The sequence below is a fragment of the Streptomyces sp. DSM 40750 genome, assembly GCF_024612035.1.
In the GTDB taxonomy this organism is placed as follows: Bacteria; Actinomycetota; Actinomycetes; order Streptomycetales; family Streptomycetaceae; genus Streptomyces.
In genome coordinates this window covers 11,425,604-11,446,368 of the sequence record NZ_CP102513.1, presented here as the reverse complement: position 1 = coordinate 11,446,368, position 20,765 = coordinate 11,425,604, and the positions used below count along the sequence as shown (strand labels likewise).

Below are 20,765 nucleotides of genomic sequence, written 5' to 3'. Positions count from 1 at the left end.
AAGGTCAGGCGGCGCGCTTCACGTGGCGGACCAGCCACATCAGCAGGGCGTCCAGGTCGGCGGCAGCCGAAAGGACCCGGTCGACCGCCTCGGGGGTGTGCAACCACTCCTCGCAGCCGAGGGAACGGGAGGCAATCAGCGAACGGTGACACAGCAGGTTCGTACGGGAGTGGTCCGTCGGATAGCCGCGCGGGGAGCGCTTCATCACGTCCCCGGAGATGTCGTAGCCCTTCTTCCGCACATCGTCGACGATGGCGGACAGTTCGCGGCCGCTCCCCTCGGAGGCCACGGCTTTACGGAACATGTCCACCTGGCCGGGATCGGGGTACCACCAGGCGCCCTGGATCCGCAGGCCGTCCAGGTCGAACCGGAGACCGATCTCGATCTTGCGGCCGAGCCGGATCACCGCGCCCTGGTGCTGCCACCACCAGGAGTCGGTGCGGTAGTGCCAGACGGAGAAGTCCTCGTACCGGGGGTCGGTGTCCGCGACCTCGTTCAGCAGGGCGATCATCGGCTGCCGGACCAGGCGTTCACGGTCCGCGCGGTAGCGCTCGCGAGTCGCGTGGGTCGGTTCGCCCTGGAGCTGCCACAACACGTCCATGGCCTGCTCCGGCCAGCCGGTGAACTGTCCGCGCATCCACGCAGAATAGCTCACCCAATAATCGGAAGCGTCGTCAAATTGCCCCTGTCTCACATTCGGTGGTGACGGAGCGTGCCGCTATCTCAGGAGGATGCGGTGGCGAAGGAGGGTGAGAAGCCGTATCTCAACCGATCACGGAACGTGCGGGTCGAACAGGTTTCCCGCCGGGGTGATCTTCCCGTTGTACGCGCATGAAGACGGGGCCTCTCGGTAGCTCGGGGATGCGAATCTGACCGAGCAGCGCCGGGAGGCCCTGGTGTCGTTGTTGTACGCGTCCACACCCGTCCAGTTCAACTCGGCTGCACGATCGTGTGATTGCCTCGCGCACGTGTACGGCAACGCGGCCGACCATCCGGACCGGGAACGCCGGTATCCCTCCGACACGTCGGACGCGGAATGGGCGGCCATCCGGCCTTTGCTGCCTGTGCCGGCCTGGCTCCAGGGCAGAGACGGGCAGCCCGAGGGCTACTGCCACCGCCAGCTGCTGGATGCGATCCGCTACCTGGTCGCGGGCGGAATCTCCTGGCGGGCGATGCCCGCGGACTTCCCCGACTGGGGGACGACATCACGTGGAGGGAGGCTCCCGCCACCGAGCGCACGAGGCTCCTGGTACGCGGCGAGGTCGACTTCATCGTCGCCAGCTATCAGATCACCGACGAGCGGGAAGCAGACGTCGACTTCACCGGCCCCTACCTCTCCGCCCGCCAGGACCTGCTGGTTTGCGCCGATGACCGGGCCCCCGATATGACGGACCTCAACGACATGACGCTGTGCTCGGTCACCGGCAGTACCTCCGCGCAGGTCGTGCAGGAGGACCTGGCACCGGGCGTGGAGCTCACGGAGTGCGCGTCCTACTCGGAATGCCTCACCGCCATGGATAGAGGCCAGGTCGATGCCTTAACCACCGACGACTCCCTCCTCGCCGGATACGCCTCCCAAGGTGGGAATCCCGGTGACTACCGGCTGGCCGGACTGGAACTCAGCACCGAGAACCTGTATGGCGTAGGTGTGCCCCAGGGCGAGACTGAACTGCGCGACGATATCGACGCAGCGATCGACCAGATGATCGCGGACGGCTCCTGGGCGAAGGCCGCTGCTGCCAACAGGACGAGATCAGCCGCCGCGAGATAGTCGCGCTCGAACGCCGCCTGCGCAAGGCCAAGTTCGAGCAGCAGGCCACCTTGGAGGGCATCGACTTCAACGCCTCCCCGAAGCTGCCCGCCGCCCAGATCCGCGACCTTGCGGCCCTGCGCTGGCTCCACTCCGGCGAGTCCGTCATCCTGTTCGGCCCCGTATCGGCGTCGGGAAGACCCACGTCGCCCAGGCCCTCGGCCACCAGACCGTCCGCCAGGGCGCAAACGTCCGCTTCACCAAGACCAGCCGCATCCTCGCCGAGCTCGCCGGCGGCCACGCCGACCGCACCTGGGACAAGCGCATCCGCGAACTCATCCGCCCCGACCTGCTCATCCTCGACGACTTCGCCAGACGCCAAATGACCGCACCCCAGGCCGACGATCTCTACGAACTCGTCTCCGAACGGCAGGGCCGGTCCCTGATCATCACCAGCAACCGGGCACCCAGCGACTGGTATCCCCTCTTCCCCAACCCCGTCGTCGTCGAGTCGCTGCTGGACCGGCTGATCAACGCCGGCCACCAGGTCATCATCAACGGCCCCAGCTACCGGCCCAACAAGCGCCCCAAGGGACCCACCGACAAGCCCGGCACACCCGCGAACGGCTGATCAAACCACCGGCGGCCCTGCCTCGATGCGCTGCAGTACTGGAGGCAGGTGGTCCAGGTCAGGGCCGGTCTGGACCTGTCGCTCGTCCCACCAGGTGGCGCCAGCGTCGTGCAGCGGACCGATCACGTCCCTGGCCTTTGCCGCGTCCGGGGGCGTGGCACCGCCGAGCACGAACTCGAAGGGGTGCTCGGCCCCAGCCGCACGGTGTTTTCGCACATAGCCGACCAGATCCCGCACCTCGGCCACATCCGGCACATGACCATGCCGGGCCGTCTCGAAGAGCGGTACCACACCGTCCCACCGCGCTGCCCGCCGCATGGGCGGGCGACGCGGCCAGAACCCGCCGATCCACACCGGCGGACCGGGCCGCTGCACGGCGGCGGGCAGCAGTGTCACGTCCCGGGCCTCGTAGTGCCGGCCGTGGTGGTTCACCGGCTCGCCGGACCAGAAGCGCCTCAACAGCTCCAGTCCCTCGTCCAGCCGCTCGGCGAGGAGGCGTGGCTCGGCGGCGTCGCCGAAGCTGTGGTATTCGTCCTCGATCGGACCGCCCAGACCTGCCGCAAAGATCACCCGGCCGCCGCTGAGGTAGTCCAGGGTGGCCACCTGGCGAGCGAGTTGCTGCGGACGGTAACGGGGGACCGGCGTCAGCAGGGTGCCCAGCCGGAGCCGGGAAGTCGCCAGCGCGGCCGCGGTCAACAGCATCCACGGGTCTCCGAAGGGGCGCCCCTGGTGTTGTCGATGCAGTACGTGGTCCCAGACGAAGAGCCCGTCCCAGCCGGCCTGTTCGGCCGCAGCCGCCACGGTCGCCACGTTACGAAGGTCCGCGAAGTCACCGAAGTTGGGGATGTTGATGGAGAAGCGCATCCCAGCAGGATGCGCAGCCGGCCGCGAAGGAGCAATCGGTTTCCTGGCCAGGCGGCTTCACAGCGGGCCGGACCGACAAGCGCAGGACTACGCGTGCTCCATCGGAATCCGCGAACCGCAGCTGGACTTCAAGACTGGCCCGTCGGACTCCGCGTCACGATGACCCAACTGCTACGGCCGCCACCTGAGGAATTACGTGACCACAGTCCCTGGGGAATTACGTGACCGTCGGCAACTGGTGGAAGCAGAAGCTGTGGTCTTCGGTCGCGGACTGGACGTGGATCGGCACGGTGCCGTTGACTGAACCAACAACGGAATATTGGCTGGTCAGAGGCCCTGTCTGCTAGCTTCCCGGCCATGCTTGAGACGGATGATGCTGCCCGGGACTCAGCAGGCTTCGTGCTGCCGGAGACTGGCGCACTGATCGAGACGGCGGACCCGCTGGGGCCGTGCGTTCTGCTTGACGCGGAAGGGGCTGTCGTCGCCCCGGCAGAGGAAACCGAAGTGAAGTTATTGATCTCGTTCGTGGTCCACGGCTGACCGCGGATGGTGACAGTTTTGGCAGCCGGGGCCTTACGGGACGCGTCACGCCGATGCAGTTCAGCTGGGGATGGTCACCAGTACGCGACCTCGGCCGCCGGCGTCGACACGGTCGTGGGCTTGGGCGATCTTTTCCAGCGGGTACAGGTCGCCGATGGCGACGGTCAGCATGCCGACCGCGGCTGCGGCGGTGACGTCGCGCACCGCCTGCCGTTTCGCTGCAACGGGGAAGTCGTCGCTGCCGATCATGCGCAGCGTGACGTTGTTGAACAGCAGGGGCCAGAAGGGAAGTCGGGGCCGATCGTCCCTCGTGGCATAGGCAGCGATAACCGCGCCGTTCTCGACGACGGCGTTGTCCAGGTCCGCGTTGTCGGACAGGGCCACTTCGACGATTCGGTGCACCCCGTTGGGAGCGTGCGCGCGGATCGCGGTGACGGGGTCGTCCGCGTCGAGCGCCACGGCGTGGGTGACCACGGCGGGGTCGACGCGGTCCAGGTCGCTGCCGTGCCGCACGGTCCCGATCACCGTCGCGCCGCCCCACCGGGCGAGCTGCGCGGCCAGAGAGCCGACGCCGCCGAGCACCCCGTGCACGAGCACGAGGTGTCCGTCGACGGGGCCGTCACTGAACACGGTGCGGTGGGCGGTGATCCCGGGGATGCCCAGGCTGGCGCCGAGTTCGTCGCTGAGGTGGTCGGGCAGCGGGACGGCCAGATCCGCGGGTACGACAGTGAACTGGGCGGCGGTGCCGGAGGGGCGGTAGGACTGGGCGCCGTACACCCAGACCCGCTGTCCGACGCGGCGGGCGTCGACCCCGTCGCCCACGGCGTCGATGACTCCGGCGGCGTCGCTGTGCGGGATCACCCGCGGGTGCGGCATCGAGGAGCCGAGCCAGCCGCGCCGCTTCTTGGTGTCGCCGGGATTGACGCCCGAAACGTTGACGCGGACGCGGACCTCGCCCGGGCCGGGGGTGGGATCGGGCAGGTCGCCAACGTGCAGGACATCGGCGGCAGGGCCCTGTTCGTCGTACCAGGACGCAAGCATGGATGGGTACCTCCGTGGGCCGTCAGCTTGCAGGTTCGTCGAGCGGGAAGGAAGCGCTCTCGGTGGGCTCGTCGCCATCCAGAACCCTGTGCAGCCAGGCGCGTTCGGCGCTGCTGATGGCGCGGGCGGTGAGCAGCATGCCGCGCCGGTAGGGGTCCGGGACCTCCTCGGCTCGCAGCGGCCTGTCACCGGAGTAGAAGAAACTCGCCGGTTCCTCCAGGAACTCCAGCCGTCTGCGCAGCACCGCGTGCTGTTCGGACACGTCGGGCAGGTGGGAGAGGAACGCCAGGACGGTGAAGAAGCGGGTGAAGTCGGTGATCTCGTGGTCGGCCGGCTTGCGCAGCCGATTCAGCAGCTCAGTGCGCCCGGCGTCGGTCAGGCTCAGTACGTACCGCGCTGCGCCCGCACCCGGGTCGGCGCACCGCTCCAGCAGGCCCGCCTTGGCGAGGCGGTTGATCGCCGGATACAGGCTGCCGTCGCTGACCGGCCGCGTGTACCCGGTCAACTGTGAGACCCGGCGGCGTAGCTCGTGTCCGGGCAGGGAGCCCTCGGCCAGGAAGCCCAGTATCGCTAGTTCCAGCATGCCCCCAGTATCCCACAATCACATCGAATCGATGCATACATCGATTCGATGTTAGCGTGGAGGCCGGATCGCCACCGACCACCCTGAAAGGTAGAGAATGATGCCGCCGGAATCTGTCGAGTCAGTAATGAACCGCTTCGTCGAGTTCATCAACACGGCCAACGAGGACCTTGCCCGCGAGGTCATTTCTCCCAACGCAGTGTTTCACGCACCGAGTCACCCGGAACCGCTTCGAGGCCCCGAGGGCTACATGGAAGTCATCGGGATGATGCGCAGCGGACTCCCGGACGTCCAGTGGACCCTGGAAGAGATGGTCAGGGAAGGCGACACGGTGGCTGCGCGGTTCACCATGCGCGGCACGCACGAGGGCGAGTTCTTCGGGATCCCTGCGAGCGGCAACAAAGTCTCGGTGCAGGCCATGAACTTCTACTACCTGGCCGACGGCCGGATCGTCGGCGAGCGAGGCCAGCCCGACCTCCTCGGAGTCATGCAGCAGATCGGTGCCGTACCGGCGCCGTGAAGCAGGTGTGGAGCGCATACCTTCGGCGCGGCTGCCTGCCTCGGAAGGAGGGAGGGAGGGTTCCCGTTGGGTGGCAAGCAATCGCCTCCGGCGGCGACCAGGCCGACATGGTCGATGTCTTCCAGCATGCTCGGGTGGTGGTGAGCAGCGCCGCTCGTGCAGCTCAGCTGCTAGTTCAGAGAAGTGACCAGCCCAAAACTGATCGCATCCGACCACACGGTTCGGGGCACAGCACACCTCCGTGACAGCCCCGAGACCACCAGCGTACGAGCGGACATGCCCGGCGACAGCGCGAAGGCGTCGCCAGGCAGCCGCCCGCGCTCACGCCCGAGGGCGGGGGCCCGCCTCGACCTCGGTCTGCCAGGCAGCCCCGGCGCTGCCGTCAGCGAGTTCCTGCTTAAGGTCGTGCGTACCGGCGCAGCCGGACGCCGGGCTGCCCGGGGCCCCGGGTCGTACGGTCGGTGGTGGCGGTCGTCCAACCGTTCGGCGATCGCGGCCTGGAGGGCGAGCGCGGTCGCGTCGCCGGCGGCGGCGATCTCCACGACCACCAGGCCGGGCCGTGCCACATGTGCATCCTGGATCGGCTCCCTACCCAGGACGACGACCGGTGTCGTCGGCGAGTTCGCCCAGCGCTGTGTCTTCACCCGACCGAGTACAGCCTTCCCTCTTCGGGTTGCCGCCGGTGGTGAACGGGCGTGCGACATAGGCGCGACGCAGGGGGCGAGTCTGGATGTCTGACCAACGGGAACTATGAGCCGACCGGGCACTGGCGACCGGTATCCGCCGCCCACCACGGACCTTATGTCCGATCTCCTCCGGCTCTGTGGCGCGGCCACCGATCACCCGCGCGACGACGCCGACCATCGGGACCTCGCCGCGCGGCTGTTCGCCCTCGATGAGGACTAGGCGGGCCAGGGACAACTCCAGTAATTGGAGGCGATGTCGTTGTAGAAGACGCTGTTCACGCTCAGTTCGGGGATGGCGTCTCCGCGGTCGATCGTCATCGAGTAGCCACTGCGGTTCTTGCCCGTGTAGATGGCGACGTCGCAGTCGTTGCCGTTGTTGTAGAGCGACTTCACGTTGTTGAACGCGTAGTAGATCGTCAGGTCGTTGTTGTTTCCGTAGACCTTGCCCATGGTGCCGCGGTAGTCGGGCTGGGTCCAGACGCACAGTGCGCCCGCCGGGCAGTCGGACTTGGCCGCGTGGGCCGGTGCCGCCCCGAGGGTGACTCCCGTGCCCGCGAGGAGCACGGTGCTGGCGGCAGCAGCGGCCGCCTTGATACGGGTACTCCTGAACAGATTCGTCATGGGCGAAGTCTGAAGAGAACCAGCCCGTACGCGTACCTCGAACGTTGGAGGTTGACTCCGGGTACCGGGCCGCCTCCGGTCCCGGCCTGGGGCTCCGGTTTGCGAGAGGCGACCGGCTGTAGCAGCGATCAGGTCCTGTACCCGGTCAGGTTCGCCGACGGAACAGGCCGCGAAGCCTGCCGGGCGGCCCGTGTCTGCTCAACTTTCCAGTGTCGGCGGCCGCGGCTCCCTCCGCGTCCAGATAGGGCCGCGGCCACGTCAGGAACCGGGGAGCCTGGTCAGCGGTGGCGGAGTTCCTCAACCCAGGTCCGGAGCTGGTCTTCGAGGATCAGGTTGCCGCCGCGGGCCACTGTCTGGAGCAGCTGGGCGCACACGGTCGCTTCGGCGGCGAGGCCGGCCAGGCTGCCCAGGACGGGAAAGGTGGTGCGGATGCGGGGAGCGGTGTCCGGCTGGAGCAGTGTGCAGGCGTAGAACGTGGCGGCGTCGAACCCCTCAGGGGCTCGGCCCCATACCTCCCAGTCCAAGATCCGCAGAGGCGCGCAGAGGTTCGCCCAGTCAGCATGGGCTGTGGTCCAGCAGTGCGCGGCCGGGGCCGGGATGCCGAGGAACTCGAGGATGGCCCGGTCCATGTACTGCTGCCGTACGGCGATCCGGTCGGTGTCGGCCCGGCGACACCTTCTCCAGCACTCCGGCGATGTCGGCCCACCAGAAGTCCGGCAGCTGCAGGTCGTGTTGGAGGATCGGATCGTCGGACAGGACCGGCTGGTCGAGGCGGGCCGACAGTTCCGCGCGGTAGGTGGTTCCGTCGTCGACGGCGTCGTGCGCACCCAGGAGGGCGGGCCGGTGGCCGTCGAGGTCACCGAAGGCGCGCTGTGCGTCCAGTGCGCCTTCCCAGAGATTCCCCGACGCCTTGGCCTCCGGGGCGGACACCAGCCCCAGCCACGCCGGGGCGCCGGCGGCGGTGCGGGCCGGGGCACCCAAGGTGCGTCCTGCCCAGCCCCAGAACTCCCCGCCCTGCTCGGTCAGGATGTCCAGGGCCGTCGCGGCGCGGGCGTGGTGGGAACGCATGCGCTGTTCGGTGTCCGGATCAGGCGGAGGCGGGTACACCAGTGATCTCCCTCAACTTGGCGGCGGCCAGGGAGGGTTGAGCGACTGCGTCGGCCTCCTCCCTCCAGTGTGGCGCACTGGAGGCCGCGATGAGGACGTCCGTCACTCCTGGGCATGACGCGACCGCGAGGACGCACGCCTGTGCGGGGTTCGGCTGGCGAAGAACTTCCGGTTCGCCGACCTCCTCGCAAAGCGGGGCGCCACACCGGTCCTCGCCCAGGCCAAGGGCACGACGACCGGCGAGGGTAAGTTCGGGGCCGTTGCCGAACCCGCACGAGCCCTGCATGCCCTCGCCCGAGCCATCGTGAAGCCCACGCGGTCCTAGCCCTGGTCCGGCCGGCGCCGGGCGGACCGGACATCCGATTCGGATCCGCTGAGGACCCGGCCGCACTCGCCGACCAGCGCATCGCCGACTACCCCGGCACACTCCGCTTCCACCTCTTCCTCAACGACTTCGAGCACACCGCGGAGGACCTCCAGGAACTCTGCCCTGACTGCTGGAACGGCTCACCGACCGAAATGGGATGCATTGGGTGACGAAAAGTCAGACGCTGATGATTTCCCACGATCGCGGTGATCGTTTCCCAGCTCGCTGGTCCTGCCGTTCCCAGCCAGTCCAACGGTGCTGGGCCTGAGCCGATGCCGGTCTTCGGCTGCATCCGAGCGCCGAGTTGTAACCCACAGGGTGAACGAGGGCTGCGCAGGATCGGCAGGGTTCCGCTTTCCTGTGCACGGTGTGTGCCCTGAAGCAGCCTGATGTGACGGGCGTGAGTCGGTGGTTGAGAGGCGGGGGCACCGATGATGAATGGACCGTCAGCTGCTGAAGGCGGCCGCTACGAGGTTCCCGCGTGAACGATGTGTCGGGTCAGCTCGTAGTGGGCTCACACAACACGGTGACCTACAACGAGGGTGCGCCAGGCGCCAACTCCCGTCGTTGAAGAGCAACTCGCCGAATTCCACGTGGAGTTAACACGTCTGCGGTCGGTGATCGCGGAGCTCGACGAGGGGAACGGCGGGGCGGAAGAACGGCCGGCCGAGCTGGAGGAGACCGTCACTTCCGCAGAGCCGGACGTCTCCGTCATGGTCTATGTCGGGAGGACGGCATCCTCGCCTACCTCACGCACGAGGACGGCATCCGGCAGCTGGTCACCGGCAAGAGACTGGCGGCGGCCGCCGCGTTCGCCGCCGCGGCGGAGATCTGGCAGCGACTCGGCGACAGTGACCACGCCGGTGCCGCCGAGGAGGCGGGCGAGCTGTGCGGCCCCGACGCCACCTCACCTTCACAGCCCGGCACACAGGACGGCACTGGTTCCGCCGACCCGTCAGCCTCCACCGAACCGCCTGTGGTCTCCTCCGCAGGCCCGGACGGGGCCTCGTCCGCCGGTCAGGACGCAGGGGGCTCAGCCGGCCCCGGCCCGGATGCGGCCCCGGACCCGACCAGCGGCCTGGCTTCGGCACCGCCCGTGGATCCCGGAACAGTCGCGGTCGCCGCCCTGAGCAACAACACCAACAGCAAGATCAAGACGACATGTTGATGATCTGCAAGCCCTTAGTCGGCAAACATCGAGGTAGGCGACCTGATGTGACTGAGCGAGTAATTGATCCCACCGGCCAAGTACGCGCTCATCGGCTACCCGACGGACGTGGCCCGGACGTCGTTCAGCGGCCCCTCAATATTGGCCACCTGGCCCCACCCGCTTGACCGGCTGCGCGTGACGTCTCGAAGCGGCCCCACTCCCGCTCGCCTGCAGGGACGACCGTGCGGTGGGGCCGGCGCGGACCGTCATCGAACGCCTGTCGGTGCCAGCGATGGCCAATTCGGTGGGGCCGATTGCCGACGTCAAAGCCCGACGGACGCCCGCTCCCGGCGTCCCGAGGTCTTCACTCCAGCGAGCGGCTACCTGGGCCTGAGCCGATGCCGGTCTTCGGCTGCCCTGCCTGCCCCGCCCATGGGCGCCGGCCGGGGATTCAGTAGCGTCCTTTCCATGAACGCCCTCGATGCCCTCGTCCGCCTCTGTCCGCCGCCCGCCAATCCTTTGCCCGCGGTGGACTGGGCGCAGGCCGAACGCGCCCTCGGTGCGGCTCTGCCCGCCGACTACAAGCAGCTCGTCGAGACATACGGCGACGGCGTCTTCGACGAGACGATCTGGCTGCTCGTCCCCGGCTCCGCCTACGACAAATGCAACCTGCACGCGCAGACGACAGAACGGGACGGGGTCCTGGCCGGACTGTGGGAGGTGGGCGAGGAGAAGCCCGCCGGCCTGCTGGAGGCGGGGGCGCGGATCCTGCCGTGGGCATTCGAGGGGCTCACGGGGGCGTTCCTTTACTGGCTGGTACGGCCCGGTCAGCAGCCCGACGAGTGGACCGTGCTCTACAACGAGGGGCAGGGCCCGCTGTGGGAGCCCCACGACATGGGGTGCCTCGCCTTCCTGCTGGAGGTGCTCACAGGAACAGCGGAAACGGAGTACTTCGGCTACCTCTACGAGGTGCTGCAGCCGACGGAGCACCGCTTCGCGACGGCCGACCAGATCCTCGGAACGTCCGGGCAGTGACGCCGCCGGCCGCTCTCGACGCCCTGGTCCGCCCGCTGCCCGCCTGTCGACCCGCCACCGGTCAAGGACCGGACGCGAAGGAAGCCGGCTTCCGGCTGCCGGGCGACTACAAGCGGCTTTGTGACGTGTACGGGCCGGGCGGTTTCGATGCCTTCATCAGGGTGCGGGCGTCCGGGCGGAGCCAGTGGCTGATGTCGACCGCGAGTACCAGGCGCCCATCGCCAGCCTGCGGCATGGGCAGAGACGCAGTCGATGCCAGCAACTACCCAGTCTCACCGGCTTCGCACTCCACCTGCTCCGGGACCTCGACGCTATGAAAACCGGGCTCACCCTGGACTGGAGCTCGGGCAGCATCGAGGGGAGCCGTGAACCGCATCAAGAAGATCAAGAGGCAGCTCTACGGTCGAGCCGGATTCGAACTGCTCCGCAAAATGATTTTGCTCCGGTAGCTCCTCGCGACGGTGTTGGTCTGTCGCCGGTCGGCACGTTCGAAGTCAGAGTTCAGTCGTCCAGATCCGACAGGGTGCTCACTCGGCAGTAGCCACCCAGTCGTCCAGATCCGACAGGGTGCTCACTCGGCAGTAGCCACAGCTGAGGCTGTGACGCCCGATGCCCCTCCTCAGCCTGTTCCTCCCAAAGAAAGCAGCCATCCACGTCAGGCCACGCAACTTGCAACACGGGAAAAGGAGGCCGCCGATAGAACCCAATGGCCCGGCGTCGACGCCTCCGGCCGGTGGCGCCACCCCGCACGCCGGCACCGCGCCCCCGCCCCGACCTCTCCCCCGCCGACCTCCCCCGCGCTCAGGCACCTGTTGTGCAGGGGCAGAGGGCGACCAAAAGACTTCAGGGTGAGAGTGCCTGTGGCGGTGATCGTCTGGCTGGGAGCATGTCTCAGTAACGGTCAACTGGGCAACCGGGCAACTGCCATGACCGTCACGGTCCGTGTCCTGGCTTGACGGGTCGAGCTTGGCGCGCTGCTCCATGTCGTCCGGGAGTCCGTCGCCGTCGGTGTCCTGCGTCGGCCGCGCCCCGCCCTTCGCGAAGGTCGCCCACGCGGGCGTGTGCGCCGCCGTCTCTCCGTCCTGCGCGCGATACCAGAGGGGCGAGGTCGTACCCGGCTCGATCAACTTGTCCGCCGGGTCGTTCTGAATCGTCGTGCGCATGCCCTGCCGGGCGTCGAGCTTCGCCGACTCGGTCGCCGTGATCCTGTCCGGCGACTCGAACGACAGCGACCAGCCGTTGATGTCGTCCTTGGAGACGTTCTTGATCTGCAGCTGCGCGATGTAGGAGCCCTCCGGCAGCTTGTCGCGGAACGTCCGGGGCACCTTGCTCCACTGCGGATCGTCCGCCGCGTGCTGCTGGTAGGACAGGATGATCCTTCCGGGCTCGACGCGCCGCCGGAGGTCCCGTCCGGTGAAGCTGGCCATATCCGCGTGGACCGCGAACTCCACGACCCCCGGTCTCACCGGCGGCGAGGTCGACACGGGTGAAACCGATCAGCTGGCGGACGGGGCGGGTGACCGAGGCGACCGGGTCGGTGAGATACAGCTGAGCCACCGAAGTGCCCGCCCTGGGACCGGTGTGGGAGACCACCGCCCGGACCGTGACCTTGCCGTCGACGGGGATGCCGTCCTCGTCCGCCTCTATCCCCTCGATGACGAAGTCGGTGTACGACAGCCCGTGCCCGAAAGGGAAAGCGGGTATGGGGTCGATGTTGCTCACGCCGTCGCTCCTGAGGCGAGCGGCGGCACCAGGTAGGTTCCCGGCTGACCGGCCAGGTCGCCCGGGATCTGCACGGGCAGGCGTCCCGAAGGATGGATCCGCCCGGACAGGACACCGGCGATCGCCGCCGCGCCTTCGTCGCCGGGGAAGAACGCCTGCACGGTCGCGTCGGCCCTTCGCACATGTCGGCAGATGGCATACGGGCGGCCCGACGACAGTCCTTGCCCACGTTGGGCACCTGATCCACAACACGTGGCGTCGGAACCGCAGGGCACGATCCGGACCATTCACGGGCCGGCAATCCGCCCCGCCTCCTTCCCCACTGGGCGCTATTACCGCTGGTCAGCAGCGCACAGGGGATGCACGACGAGCAGACGAAGAACGTTCTTGTTTCATACAGTCCGAAGAAACCTGGGTTCTTCTAGAGCCTGAAGTCGGTTGCCTGGAGGCATCGTTGCGCTCCAGGCAACCCGACGCGATAGCTACCCAATGTAATGCGTTGGGTTCTTCTCGTTACTCACTGGCATCCGGTGGATTTCCACACGGACCAGTCGCGGACCAATGGCGCCGGAGAACATCACCCCGCCGGTCGCCCGCTCATGAGCAGGCGACCCGCCGCCGTAGGCAGCGCCCGAACCGCCGACAGTACCCGCCCTCCCCGCACGCTCGAAGCCTTGAAGCGCCTGATCGAGAACCACGACAACGAGATCAGCGGTCGCCCCAGAGGGCGACCGCCACGATGGTGGAGGTGGGGGCCTGGCGCACCCACAGCCGGTTGCGATCCCAACCGGTGGATGCGATCGGAGCCCGCATCCCCAGCCTCCTCCGCCAGCGTCCAGCCATTCTTCCGCTCAAGCTGCGCAACCAGCCCCCGCATGCAAGCCAGCGCCGACCGACGCGACTCCTCCCGGTTGAACCGGTGCACGAACCCCGACGTAGAGACATTCGTCGAGACCTGCGGCTGTGCCTCGGCCTCGGCCCACCGCCGCGAGGCCTCCGTCGTCCGCGCAGCGGATGTCCGCGGCCGAGTCCCAACCCAGCCCGTCTCCCCGGCTGGCCGCCCACGCCAACGTCGTACTGGTCCAGTCGGCTCCGCGGCAGTCCCGCAAGGGCATGGGCATGGGGCCCAGGGTCCGCGCAGCTTCCCCCACGGATGTGTTCGCTTCCATGCTCCGAACCAGTGGACCGCCTCATCTCGGCGGAAACAGGGTGGACTTCCCGCCGAACACAACGAACGGCTTTCCGTAGTCTGTGTGGGGTCCTTCCGCGCGCCGGACCAGAGGAGTCCGCATGCTTCCCTCTGCCAACTTGATCATCCGTGGTGCTCTCACCCGACTCCCAGCCGAACTGCTGGCCGACGTGACGCTGGCGAGGGGAACCGGAACCACAGGCGAGAAATGGGCGTCCGTTGAAGCGAACACTGGGCAAAAGGAAGGAAGTTGGGGTTCGTGAAGGTCACGGTCAGCGTGAGTCTGGAAGATGCCGACAGCGCTGAGAGACAGCTGCGGTCCCTGAACGAGTGGCTGCTGGCCGACACAGCCTGCCGTCGCCACGCCCGCCCCGCACTGGGGCCCGGCGCCGTTGCGGTTCCGGGGGCGCAGGGCGGTCTCGTCGAAGTGCTGAATCTTGTGCTGGGTACCGGTTTCAACGCCGCTTCGCTGGCCCTGGCGATCGCCTCCTGGCGGCGCAGCCGACCCCAGCGGACGACGCTCGTCGTCGAACGCGCGGACGGCACCAGAGTCACTCTCACCGGAGGAACGGACGAGGATGCGGGGCGCCTGCTCGCCGAGTTGGAGCGGGATCAGACGTAACGGACATGCATGATCTGACGTATTCCGCGTCAAGAGCGGTACTGGTCGGGGCCGGCACGTTCACGACGCTGGACGATCTCCCGGCGGTGCGGGCGAACATACCCGGCCTGAAAGCGCTGCTGGGCGATCCCGTGCTGCATCTGAGTGCCGAGTCCTGCACGACACTGATGGATCCGGCCTCCACACGAGAGGTGTCCGCCGCTGTCCGAACGGCCGCGCAGGAGGCCACTCACACCCTCTTGGTCTATTACGCCGGCCACGGACTGATCGACCCGGGGACCGGCCTGCTGCATCTGGCCGTCCCCGACAGCGACCGTGATTCCGTCTTCGACACAGCAGTCCCCTACGAGTGGATCAAACGTTCGATCGAGACGAGTCCGGCCGCCCGCCGGATCGTGATACTCGACTGCTGTTACAGCGCGCGTGCCTTCGGTGTGCAGTCCGAGTCGGTCGCGGCGCTGGCGGAGATCGACGGCACCTACCTGATCGCGGCGGCGGCCGAGACCGCCGTGGCGCTCTCCCCGCCGGGCGAGCCCTACACGGCCTTCACCGCCGAATTCCTGGACCTGCTGCGCAGTGGCGTCTCTTCACCGGCGGAATTCCTGGATCTCGACACCGTGTTCGACCAACTCACCCGACGTCTGCAGGCCAAGGACCGCCCTCGACCACAGAGCCTGTGCCGCAACAGCCTGGGATCGTGGCCCTTCGCCCGTAACAACGCCTACCAGCCGGCTCCGGACGGCGAGACCGCGGTCCTGGACGTGGCCCGCGCCCTGGACGCCACCCGTACGGTCTCCGCAGCGGTGCTCGTCGCCCAGATCGGCGAATTGAGCGAGCACCGTCCCGCCACCGTGGCAGAGATGGTCCAGACGGCCCTGCAGCACCGCGCGGTCTCCGACCTCGTGCCGCTGCTCGTGGCTCTCTATCGGAGCGGGCATCAGCGCCACGTGGAGGCCGCCCTGCCCGCCCTCGTGGCCGCGCGCACCATCGAGGAGAACACCGACCTACTCGAGGGACTCCTCGGCACGTCGGCCGAGGACGGCGTGGTGGAACTACTGCGGCTGTCGGCCGAACTGAAGTCCGCCGCAGACACCGCGCGCCTGGCCACCGCCCTGATCCGCGCCGGTCTGCGTGAGCACACCACCGTGCTGCTCTCCGTGTTCGCCGTGACGCGCGGCATCGACGATGTCCTCGCCATGACCGGCCTGGCATGCGGAGACGAACTCGACGGCCCTCTCGATGACGTGATGCGCACTATCGCGGAACACCGACCCATCGCGGACGTCATCACTCTCTTCCAGGACCTCTACCGTGCCCCGCACCCTCTCCACGCGCTGGATCTGATCACTTCGGCGGCCCGGTGCCGCACGGCCACCGACACCGCCGAAATGATCACCTCGCTTTACCGGGACGGATACGAGCGGATCGCCGAGGACATCTTCCACACCGGGATCGGAGACCGCGGCCCCGAACACACCGCTGAACTCATCGCCGTCCTGCAAGTACTGCGTCTCACCGAAGCTGCCGCCCTCGGTCGCCGCCTCGCTGTCCGTGCTGGCACCGTCGCGGACATCAGCCAGCTCATCACCCACCTGCAGGCAGTGGGACAGCACCAGCACGCGCTGGCGGCTGCCCTGGAAGCCGCTAGGCTGCGCAGCGGTGCGGAGTTCGTCGAGATCAGCCGTGCGCTGGAGGTTTTCTCCAACCGCCAGGGGCTGCCCGCGCTTCTCGACGAAGCGGTGCGTATCTCCTCGCCCGACGACGTCGCCCACCTCATCAGGGTCCTGGACGAGGAAGGCCTGAGCGACGACGCCGCACAAGTCTTCTGGGACACCGTGCGAGACCGTCCGCCGGGCCACGCCGGCAGGATGCTCAACCACCTGCATAGGGAGGGTTCGCGGTTCACCGATGAACAAACCCTGCGGACACTGTGGCGCGCCCGGACACCGATCGACATAGCCTTCCTGGCCAGAGCGCTGGACACCGGCCTGCCAGGCAAAGTCGGTCTGGTGTGCGACATCGACGATCGCTCCGTAACCGATGTCGCGGCACTGATCGCCGCCCTGGAGACCCTGTCCGTCGGCATCCTGGCGAACCGAGTCCTCGACGCCGTGGTCCACGACTGGGACCACCACCGTCAGGCCCACCTGGTGATCGCGCTGGAAGAGCGCTCCCTGACCGGCTGCGCCCAGCGTCTTGAGCAGGGTGCCCGCGGTTCCAGAACCTTCACCGAGGCGCTGGCCGGCCTGCGCAGCGCGCAGAAGGAGACCGTCTGGCAGGCTTTGACATTCTGGTGGCCCAGAGACGGGTGGCACGGCAGAACCGGACGTACACACCGAACACCCTCACCCCACGACCACGCGCTGTACATCGTCAAGGACGACGACACGGTCTACAGCATCGCCGTGCGCTACGGCGTGCGCTGGGCCGCCATCGTCGAAGCCAACGACCTGCCCATCCCTTTTACCCTGCGACCGGGGCAACAGCTTCGTATTCCCTTCCAAAACGATGGAAACCGGTTCGTTCCCCCGGAGTTTCCCCGCCGACTCGTCCCCGGGCGCACGCATCCCAGTGCCCGGGAGCTTCAAGCAGCCCTTAAACAAGCCGGCTACATGCCCACCTGGGTGGTCGACAGCGACCACTACGGTGTCGCCACCAGCCAGGCCGTCGCCCGCTTCAACAGCGAGCACCGTCTGTCCCAGAACCCGCACGGCCGGTCTGATCCCGTAATCAGCCACAGAGGCTGGGATCTCCTGCACCGGATCGCCCACGGCAAACGCTCCCACGCGTACGGGATCACGGACGACCTGGACGTCCCGCCACGTCAGATCTGGTCCGGAACGCCCGGAGACGACGATCAGGACCAACTCGAAGTAGAACTCGAAGTTGGGCCGGAGTTCGAGGAGAGCTCCGCGGACGCCGACCAACTCCCCGAAACTATGTGGTATCCACCCTGACAGCACGAGCTACAAGACAGGCCGTGCGCGGACGGCCTGTCAGTACGGTGGCCGACAATAGCGGGTATGCGCGCACTTCCCCCGGACGAACGGGGCGCCCTCCCGCACGTCGACGCTTCCGGTCCCGCGAGCGTCGACGTCGACAGCCGTATAGCGTCGCTGCGGGGCAGGCTCGGCCTGGGCGCCGTAGCCGTCGTCGGGGCCGGCCTGTCCCTCTCCGCCCGATATCCGGCCAGCGCGGGTCTCACCGCGCTGCTGTGGGACGCCATCGACGCCGATCCTGCCGCCCGGGCGGTGCTCGCCACCGCACTCGCCAGACCCGACGAGCCGGCGAAGCTGCTCGTCGGCGACGACGCGGCCGCGTGGGATCCGGCATGGCGCGCCGTCGAGAACTCGACACCGGCCAGGCGGCGGTTCCAGGAGGAGATGGCCAACCTCGACCGCAGCCGCAGCGCTCAGCCGTCCGCCGCGCACGAGGCTCTCGCCGGACTGATCCATGCTGGTGTCGTTGAGTGCGTCGTCTCGCTCAACTGGGACACCGCACTCGAAGCCGCCTACCGCCGCCAGTACGGAACCGCCATCCCTCCCGAGATCCTGTTCAAGCCGCACGGCGACGCCGCCCACCCGGAGCGGACATGGATGCTTCCGCACCTGCCCGGAACTCTCGGTCCCGACCTCGCGGACCGTATCGGCCGTCTCGTCGCGGACCACCCACGCACCCTGCTGATCGTCGGCTACTCCGAGCGCGACCGCGTTGTCGTCGACCAACTCATCACCCCTCTCGACCAGGGCTGGCGGGTATGCCGTATCGGACCCGACGTTTCCGGCGGCGACGACATCCCCGCCCCAGCCGACACCGCTCTCCCTGCCCTGGCCGAGGAAATCCGGCGTCGGGAAACCGTATCCGCGTGGCACACCGTCGCGTTCACCGGAAGACGCGACGTCGGCCATGCCCTGGCCGGGGCACGCCTGGGCCCAGCGGACGTGGACGCCTGCCCCCGCCTCATCGAAGTCGGCCTTCTCATCGACTCACTGCGCCGTGATCACGCCGTCGTACTCAACGGGGACAGCGGCTGCGGCAAGTCCATCACCGCCTACCAGGCTCTGAACGATCTCCGCGAGCACGGCTACGAGGTGCTCCGCCTGCCCGACGACGCCCGCAGGCGCGACGTGCGGCAGTGGGCGGCCGACCTCGCGCTGTACCCGCATCGCAAGGCCCTTCTGGTCGACGATGCCCAGGACCTGATCCGTGAGCTGGCCGAGACCGCCACCCGCGGACCAGCTGATGCTGATCGTCGGCGTGGACCACGTCGCCGGAGGCATCACCACCCACACCATCAGCGACGCAGCCGCGATCGGTACCCTGGCCCGGGCCATGCGCGAACGCGCCCACGAAATCCTGCCCCTGGTACAAGCGCTGGACGACTTCGTCGGAGACCGTGCCGGTGACGTGCCGCTGTCGAGCCGAATCGACGAAGCCGCCACGAAGAACTCGGCATGGCTCTTCTTCCACACACTCACCGGCGGCTGGCGCCGCACCGAGCGCGCCGCACTCGATCTGCGCACCCACGACCGGGCCGACCTGCTCCTGCTGTCGCTCGCCGTCGCCCAGGTCGCCGGAGTCGACGCCGGCGTGACGGCCGACGCCCTCGAACCTTACGCGCACGCCCTCGGCCGGGACCGCGAGTGGATCGACCAAGGCCTACAGACCTTGCAGGACATGCGCTTGACCACGATGAGCGACGGAGTCCTGCGTTGCGCGCACCTAAGCTTGTTTTTTATCTACCAAGATCTTCCGGGCTTGCCGATGGCCTTGAGGGTCTCGGGGCGTTTGACGGTCTTGCCGACGTCGTAGCGGGGTGCCCGGTGCTTGTTCTTGGCACCGGGTGGCCTTCCGGGGCCGGCTCCTCGGGGTTTGGGAACACGGGCCGGGCAGGCGAGGTGAGCGCGGATGTTCCTGAACCCTCGGCGGACCCGGGCCGGGGTGAGCCGGTCGGAGGCGGTGGGTTTCTCCCAGGGCCGGCGGAGGTCCGCGGCGAGGGGCCGGGTGAGCCGGAGCTGGGTGTGGGCGACGATCAGGATCCAGGTCCAGCGGTCCGCGGCTTCGGGGGTGCGGAGCTTCGGGGTGGTCCAGCCCAGGGTCTGCTTCGCGAAGCGGAAGGTGTGCTCCAGGTCGAAGCGGCGGAGAAATGCCTGCCAGAAGCGGTCCACGTCGTCCGGTGTGGCGCCGGTCTTGGAGGACCATAACCACACCGGCGGGGCATCCCGGTCCTTCGACAGATGCTCGACCTTCAACCGCATCAACGTTCCCTCGACCAGGGGAAGTTCACCATCATGGTCAAGCCATGAGGAACGGTGAGTGAGTCGGGGGTGGACCCGGTCCCATGCCTGGGTCTCGGCCTTGCCGTAGTTGGTGGTGTCAGTGACCGTGGTGATCGCGGGCTCGGGCCAGGTCTCCGGCTTGGTGAAGCGGAACTCCGGACCGTGCTTGGGCGGCCGGCCGTTGACGCCGTGCATCCTCGGTGGCTTCGGCAGCCGCATCACGCGGTCGGAGCGGACGCGGCCGACCATCTCGACCGGCAGATCGCGCAGGACCCAGGCCAGGCGGGTGACGTCGTAGCCGGCGTCGCTGACGATCACGATGGCCGGGTTCCCGGCCTGCCACTGGCCCGCGGCAATGAGCCGCTCGACGACACCTCGTAGCTGGGCGGCGGTGATCGCCGTCGCGTCGTCCGTCGGTCCGAGCCGGACCGCGTCCAGGATCGCGGTCCAGGACGTGGCGCCCGGCTCCAGCACGGCCACGAAGGAGTAGGGCCAGCCCGGGATGAACTGCGACGCAGTCTTCGCGCGACCGTAGACGTGGCAGAACAGGCGCTCTGCCGAGCACGGGGCGTCCGAGCGGAGCCACGGCGACACGTCGACCGCCAGGACCAGGCGCCCGCCATCGAAACGCGGCAGCGGCAGGCCGGCCAGCACCGTCCGCAGCCGGTCGACGTCGATCCGGCCGTGGTTCAGGCCGCCGTACATCGCTCCGTGCCCACGACGATGCTCGGGCAACAGCGTCAAGTCCACCGGGGACTTCACAGCACCGTCCGCACACAGCACCGCGTCTGCCAGCTCGAACAACTCGTCGCGCCGGGCGGTCAGACACTCGTAGAACTCGCCCCGGAAGCGTGACGCTTCCGCGAACGCTTCCCTCCGGACAGCATCAGGCAGCAGACTCACCCTCACGGCCTTCGTCGTGGTCACGTGCACCTTGGTCGGAGCACAGGATCAGACGAAGGCCGCCCTCGCGTCCGGCGAACCCCCAGGTGAGCGACTCAGTTCCAGACACCATTCGAAGCCGGAAGAAAAAGAACAAGCTAAGAGGTTGTCTCATT

At 68.1% G+C, this 20,765-nt stretch carries 20 protein-coding genes and 4 pseudogenes; 10 read left to right on the top strand and 14 right to left on the bottom strand.

From position 1 onward, the window contains the following. Positions 1 to 4: 4 nt before the first annotated feature. Positions 5 to 637 carry a DUF2461 family protein gene (locus tag JIX55_RS50275; protein ID WP_257561218.1) on the bottom strand — a complete coding sequence of 211 codons (633 nt, stop codon included), beginning with the start codon at positions 635 to 637 and terminating at the stop codon, positions 5 to 7. A gap of 259 nt (positions 638 to 896) precedes the next feature. Between JIX55_RS50275 and JIX55_RS51145 the strand changes: the two are divergent. From JIX55_RS51145 to istB, 3 genes and pseudogenes are all read left to right on the top strand, one after another. Beyond that, positions 897 to 1,148: pseudogene (locus JIX55_RS51145) on the top strand (transposase); the annotation flags it as partial. Next, on the top strand, positions 1,037 to 1,771 hold the full coding sequence (locus JIX55_RS50265) for a transporter substrate-binding domain-containing protein (protein ID WP_306819960.1): 735 nt from the start codon (positions 1,037 to 1,039) through the stop codon (positions 1,769 to 1,771). The pseudogene JIX55_RS51145 and the gene JIX55_RS50265, both read left to right, overlap by 112 nt. Continuing rightward, positions 1,744 to 2,381, top strand: a pseudogene (gene istB, locus JIX55_RS50260) (IS21-like element helper ATPase IstB); the annotation flags it as partial. The gene JIX55_RS50265 and the pseudogene istB, both read left to right, overlap by 28 nt. Here istB and JIX55_RS50255 read toward each other — a convergent pair. Continuing rightward, positions 2,382 to 3,245 (bottom strand): LLM class flavin-dependent oxidoreductase, encoded by an 864-nt coding sequence (locus JIX55_RS50255; RefSeq protein WP_257561219.1) that lies wholly within the window; start codon positions 3,243 to 3,245, stop codon positions 2,382 to 2,384. A 357-nt stretch (positions 3,246 to 3,602) separates the two neighbouring features. Here JIX55_RS50255 and JIX55_RS50250 point away from each other — a divergent pair, with 357 nt between their 5' ends. Next, positions 3,603 to 3,785, top strand: a complete 183-nt coding sequence (locus tag JIX55_RS50250; RefSeq protein ID WP_257561220.1) for a hypothetical protein — start codon at positions 3,603 to 3,605, stop codon at positions 3,783 to 3,785. A 60-nt stretch (positions 3,786 to 3,845) separates the two neighbouring features. On the opposite strand, the gene JIX55_RS50245 is transcribed toward JIX55_RS50250, so the two are convergent. Next, positions 3,846 to 4,826, bottom strand: a complete 981-nt coding sequence (locus JIX55_RS50245; RefSeq protein ID WP_257561221.1) for an NADPH:quinone reductase — start codon at positions 4,824 to 4,826, stop codon at positions 3,846 to 3,848. Positions 4,827 to 4,848: 22 nt separating this feature from the next. After that, on the bottom strand, positions 4,849 to 5,409 hold the full coding sequence (locus JIX55_RS50240) for a PadR family transcriptional regulator (protein WP_257561223.1): 561 nt from the start codon (positions 5,407 to 5,409) through the stop codon (positions 4,849 to 4,851). A 97-nt stretch (positions 5,410 to 5,506) separates the two neighbouring features. On the opposite strand from JIX55_RS50240, the gene JIX55_RS50235 reads away from it, so the two are divergent. Beyond that, a complete protein-coding gene (locus JIX55_RS50235; RefSeq protein ID WP_257561224.1) occupies positions 5,507 to 5,929 on the top strand; it encodes an ester cyclase in 423 nt (140 codons plus the stop codon). A gap of 397 nt (positions 5,930 to 6,326) precedes the next feature. Here JIX55_RS50235 and JIX55_RS50230 read toward each other — a convergent pair whose 3' ends face one another. The 5 genes and pseudogenes from JIX55_RS50230 to JIX55_RS50210 form a co-directional block, all read right to left on the bottom strand. Then, positions 6,327 to 6,497: a DUF6207 family protein gene (locus JIX55_RS50230; protein ID WP_257569170.1), complete on the bottom strand. Its 171-nt coding sequence runs from the start codon at positions 6,495 to 6,497 to the stop codon at positions 6,327 to 6,329. Continuing rightward, positions 6,460 to 6,633, bottom strand: a pseudogene (locus JIX55_RS50225) (hypothetical protein); the annotation flags it as partial. The gene JIX55_RS50230 and the pseudogene JIX55_RS50225, both read right to left, overlap by 38 nt. Positions 6,634 to 6,831: 198 nt before the next feature. Beyond that, positions 6,832 to 7,236 (bottom strand): peptidase inhibitor family I36 protein, encoded by a 405-nt coding sequence (locus JIX55_RS50220; protein ID WP_257561225.1) that lies wholly within the window; start codon positions 7,234 to 7,236, stop codon positions 6,832 to 6,834. Positions 7,237 to 7,514: 278 nt separating this feature from the next. Then, the gene (locus JIX55_RS50215) at positions 7,515 to 7,760 is read right to left on the bottom strand and encodes a hypothetical protein (RefSeq protein ID WP_257561226.1); all 246 of its coding nucleotides are present in this window, start codon (positions 7,758 to 7,760) and stop codon (positions 7,515 to 7,517) included. A 31-nt stretch (positions 7,761 to 7,791) separates the two neighbouring features. After that, on the bottom strand, positions 7,792 to 8,304 hold the full coding sequence (locus JIX55_RS50210; protein WP_257561227.1) for a hypothetical protein: 513 nt from the start codon (positions 8,302 to 8,304) through the stop codon (positions 7,792 to 7,794). 2,024 nt (positions 8,305 to 10,328) lie between these two features. On the opposite strand from JIX55_RS50210, the gene JIX55_RS50205 reads away from it, so the two are divergent. Next, positions 10,329 to 10,895 (top strand): SMI1/KNR4 family protein, encoded by a 567-nt coding sequence (locus JIX55_RS50205; protein ID WP_257561228.1) that lies wholly within the window; start codon positions 10,329 to 10,331, stop codon positions 10,893 to 10,895. 501 nt (positions 10,896 to 11,396) lie between these two features. On the opposite strand, the gene JIX55_RS50200 is transcribed toward JIX55_RS50205, so the two are convergent. From JIX55_RS50200 to JIX55_RS50185, 4 genes and pseudogenes are all read right to left on the bottom strand, one after another. Then, entirely contained in the window at positions 11,397 to 11,573 is a 177-nt protein-coding gene (locus tag JIX55_RS50200) for a hypothetical protein (protein ID WP_257561229.1), read from the bottom strand. Between the two features lie 255 nt (positions 11,574 to 11,828). Beyond that, entirely contained in the window at positions 11,829 to 12,452 is a 624-nt protein-coding gene (locus tag JIX55_RS51810) for a fibronectin type III-like domain-contianing protein (RefSeq protein WP_443046768.1), read from the bottom strand. Positions 12,453 to 12,613: 161 nt separating this feature from the next. Next, a complete protein-coding gene (locus JIX55_RS50190; protein ID WP_257561231.1) occupies positions 12,614 to 12,904 on the bottom strand; it encodes a glycoside hydrolase family 3 C-terminal domain-containing protein in 291 nt (96 codons plus the stop codon). Positions 12,905 to 13,401: 497 nt separating this feature from the next. Beyond that, positions 13,402 to 13,545 (bottom strand): annotated as a pseudogene (locus JIX55_RS50185) (IS701 family transposase); the annotation flags it as partial. A 520-nt stretch (positions 13,546 to 14,065) separates the two neighbouring features. Between JIX55_RS50185 and JIX55_RS50180 the strand changes: the two are divergent. The 4 genes from JIX55_RS50180 to JIX55_RS50165 all read left to right on the top strand — a co-directional run bounded on the left by JIX55_RS50180 (position 14,066) and on the right by JIX55_RS50165 (position 19,240). Next, positions 14,066 to 14,428: an effector-associated constant component EACC1 gene (locus tag JIX55_RS50180; RefSeq protein WP_257561232.1), complete on the top strand. Its 363-nt coding sequence runs from the start codon at positions 14,066 to 14,068 to the stop codon at positions 14,426 to 14,428. Between the two features lie 5 nt (positions 14,429 to 14,433). Continuing rightward, the gene (locus JIX55_RS50175; RefSeq protein ID WP_257561233.1) at positions 14,434 to 17,385 is read left to right on the top strand and encodes a caspase, EACC1-associated type; all 2,952 of its coding nucleotides are present in this window, start codon (positions 14,434 to 14,436) and stop codon (positions 17,383 to 17,385) included. 66 nt (positions 17,386 to 17,451) lie between these two features. Further along, on the top strand, positions 17,452 to 18,834 hold the full coding sequence (locus JIX55_RS50170; protein WP_257561234.1) for a hypothetical protein: 1,383 nt from the start codon (positions 17,452 to 17,454) through the stop codon (positions 18,832 to 18,834). Then, complete coding sequence (locus tag JIX55_RS50165; RefSeq protein WP_257561235.1) at positions 18,761 to 19,240, top strand: hypothetical protein; 480 nt, start codon at positions 18,761 to 18,763, stop codon at positions 19,238 to 19,240. Before JIX55_RS50170 ends, JIX55_RS50165 begins: the two co-directional genes overlap by 74 nt. Here the strand turns inward: JIX55_RS50165 and JIX55_RS50160 are convergent. Beyond that, positions 19,168 to 20,610, bottom strand: a complete 1,443-nt coding sequence (locus JIX55_RS50160; RefSeq protein WP_306820104.1) for an NF041680 family putative transposase — start codon at positions 20,608 to 20,610, stop codon at positions 19,168 to 19,170. The genes JIX55_RS50165 and JIX55_RS50160 overlap by 73 nt on opposite strands. Positions 20,611 to 20,765: the final 155 nt, after the last annotated feature.

Coding starts and splice junctions, on each gene's coding strand:
- JIX55_RS50175 (WP_257561233.1), top strand. CDS start 14,434: ATGCATGATCTGACGTATTCCGCGTCAAGAGCGGTACTGGTCGGGGCC.
- JIX55_RS50240 (WP_257561223.1), bottom strand. CDS start 5,409: ATGCTGGAACTAGCGATACTGGGCTTCCTGGCCGAGGGCTCCCTGCCC.
- JIX55_RS50265 (WP_306819960.1), top strand. CDS start 1,037: ATGGGCGGCCATCCGGCCTTTGCTGCCTGTGCCGGCCTGGCTCCAGGG.
- JIX55_RS50205 (WP_257561228.1), top strand. CDS start 10,329: ATGAACGCCCTCGATGCCCTCGTCCGCCTCTGTCCGCCGCCCGCCAAT.
- JIX55_RS50210 (WP_257561227.1), bottom strand. CDS start 8,304: ATGCGTTCCCACCACGCCCGCGCCGCGACGGCCCTGGACATCCTGACC.
- JIX55_RS50235 (WP_257561224.1), top strand. CDS start 5,507: ATGATGCCGCCGGAATCTGTCGAGTCAGTAATGAACCGCTTCGTCGAG.
- JIX55_RS50190 (WP_257561231.1), bottom strand. CDS start 12,904: ATGGTCCGGATCGTGCCCTGCGGTTCCGACGCCACGTGTTGTGGATCA.
- JIX55_RS50165 (WP_257561235.1), top strand. CDS start 18,761: ATGCGCGAACGCGCCCACGAAATCCTGCCCCTGGTACAAGCGCTGGAC.
- JIX55_RS50170 (WP_257561234.1), top strand. CDS start 17,452: ATGCGCGCACTTCCCCCGGACGAACGGGGCGCCCTCCCGCACGTCGAC.
- JIX55_RS50245 (WP_257561221.1), bottom strand. CDS start 4,826: ATGCTTGCGTCCTGGTACGACGAACAGGGCCCTGCCGCCGATGTCCTG.
- JIX55_RS50230 (WP_257569170.1), bottom strand. CDS start 6,497: ATGTGGCACGGCCCGGCCTGGTGGTCGTGGAGATCGCCGCCGCCGGCG.
- JIX55_RS50250 (WP_257561220.1), top strand. CDS start 3,603: ATGCTTGAGACGGATGATGCTGCCCGGGACTCAGCAGGCTTCGTGCTG.
- JIX55_RS50275 (WP_257561218.1), bottom strand. CDS start 637: ATGCGCGGACAGTTCACCGGCTGGCCGGAGCAGGCCATGGACGTGTTG.
- JIX55_RS50255 (WP_257561219.1), bottom strand. CDS start 3,245: ATGCGCTTCTCCATCAACATCCCCAACTTCGGTGACTTCGCGGACCTT.
- JIX55_RS50220 (WP_257561225.1), bottom strand. CDS start 7,236: ATGACGAATCTGTTCAGGAGTACCCGTATCAAGGCGGCCGCTGCTGCC.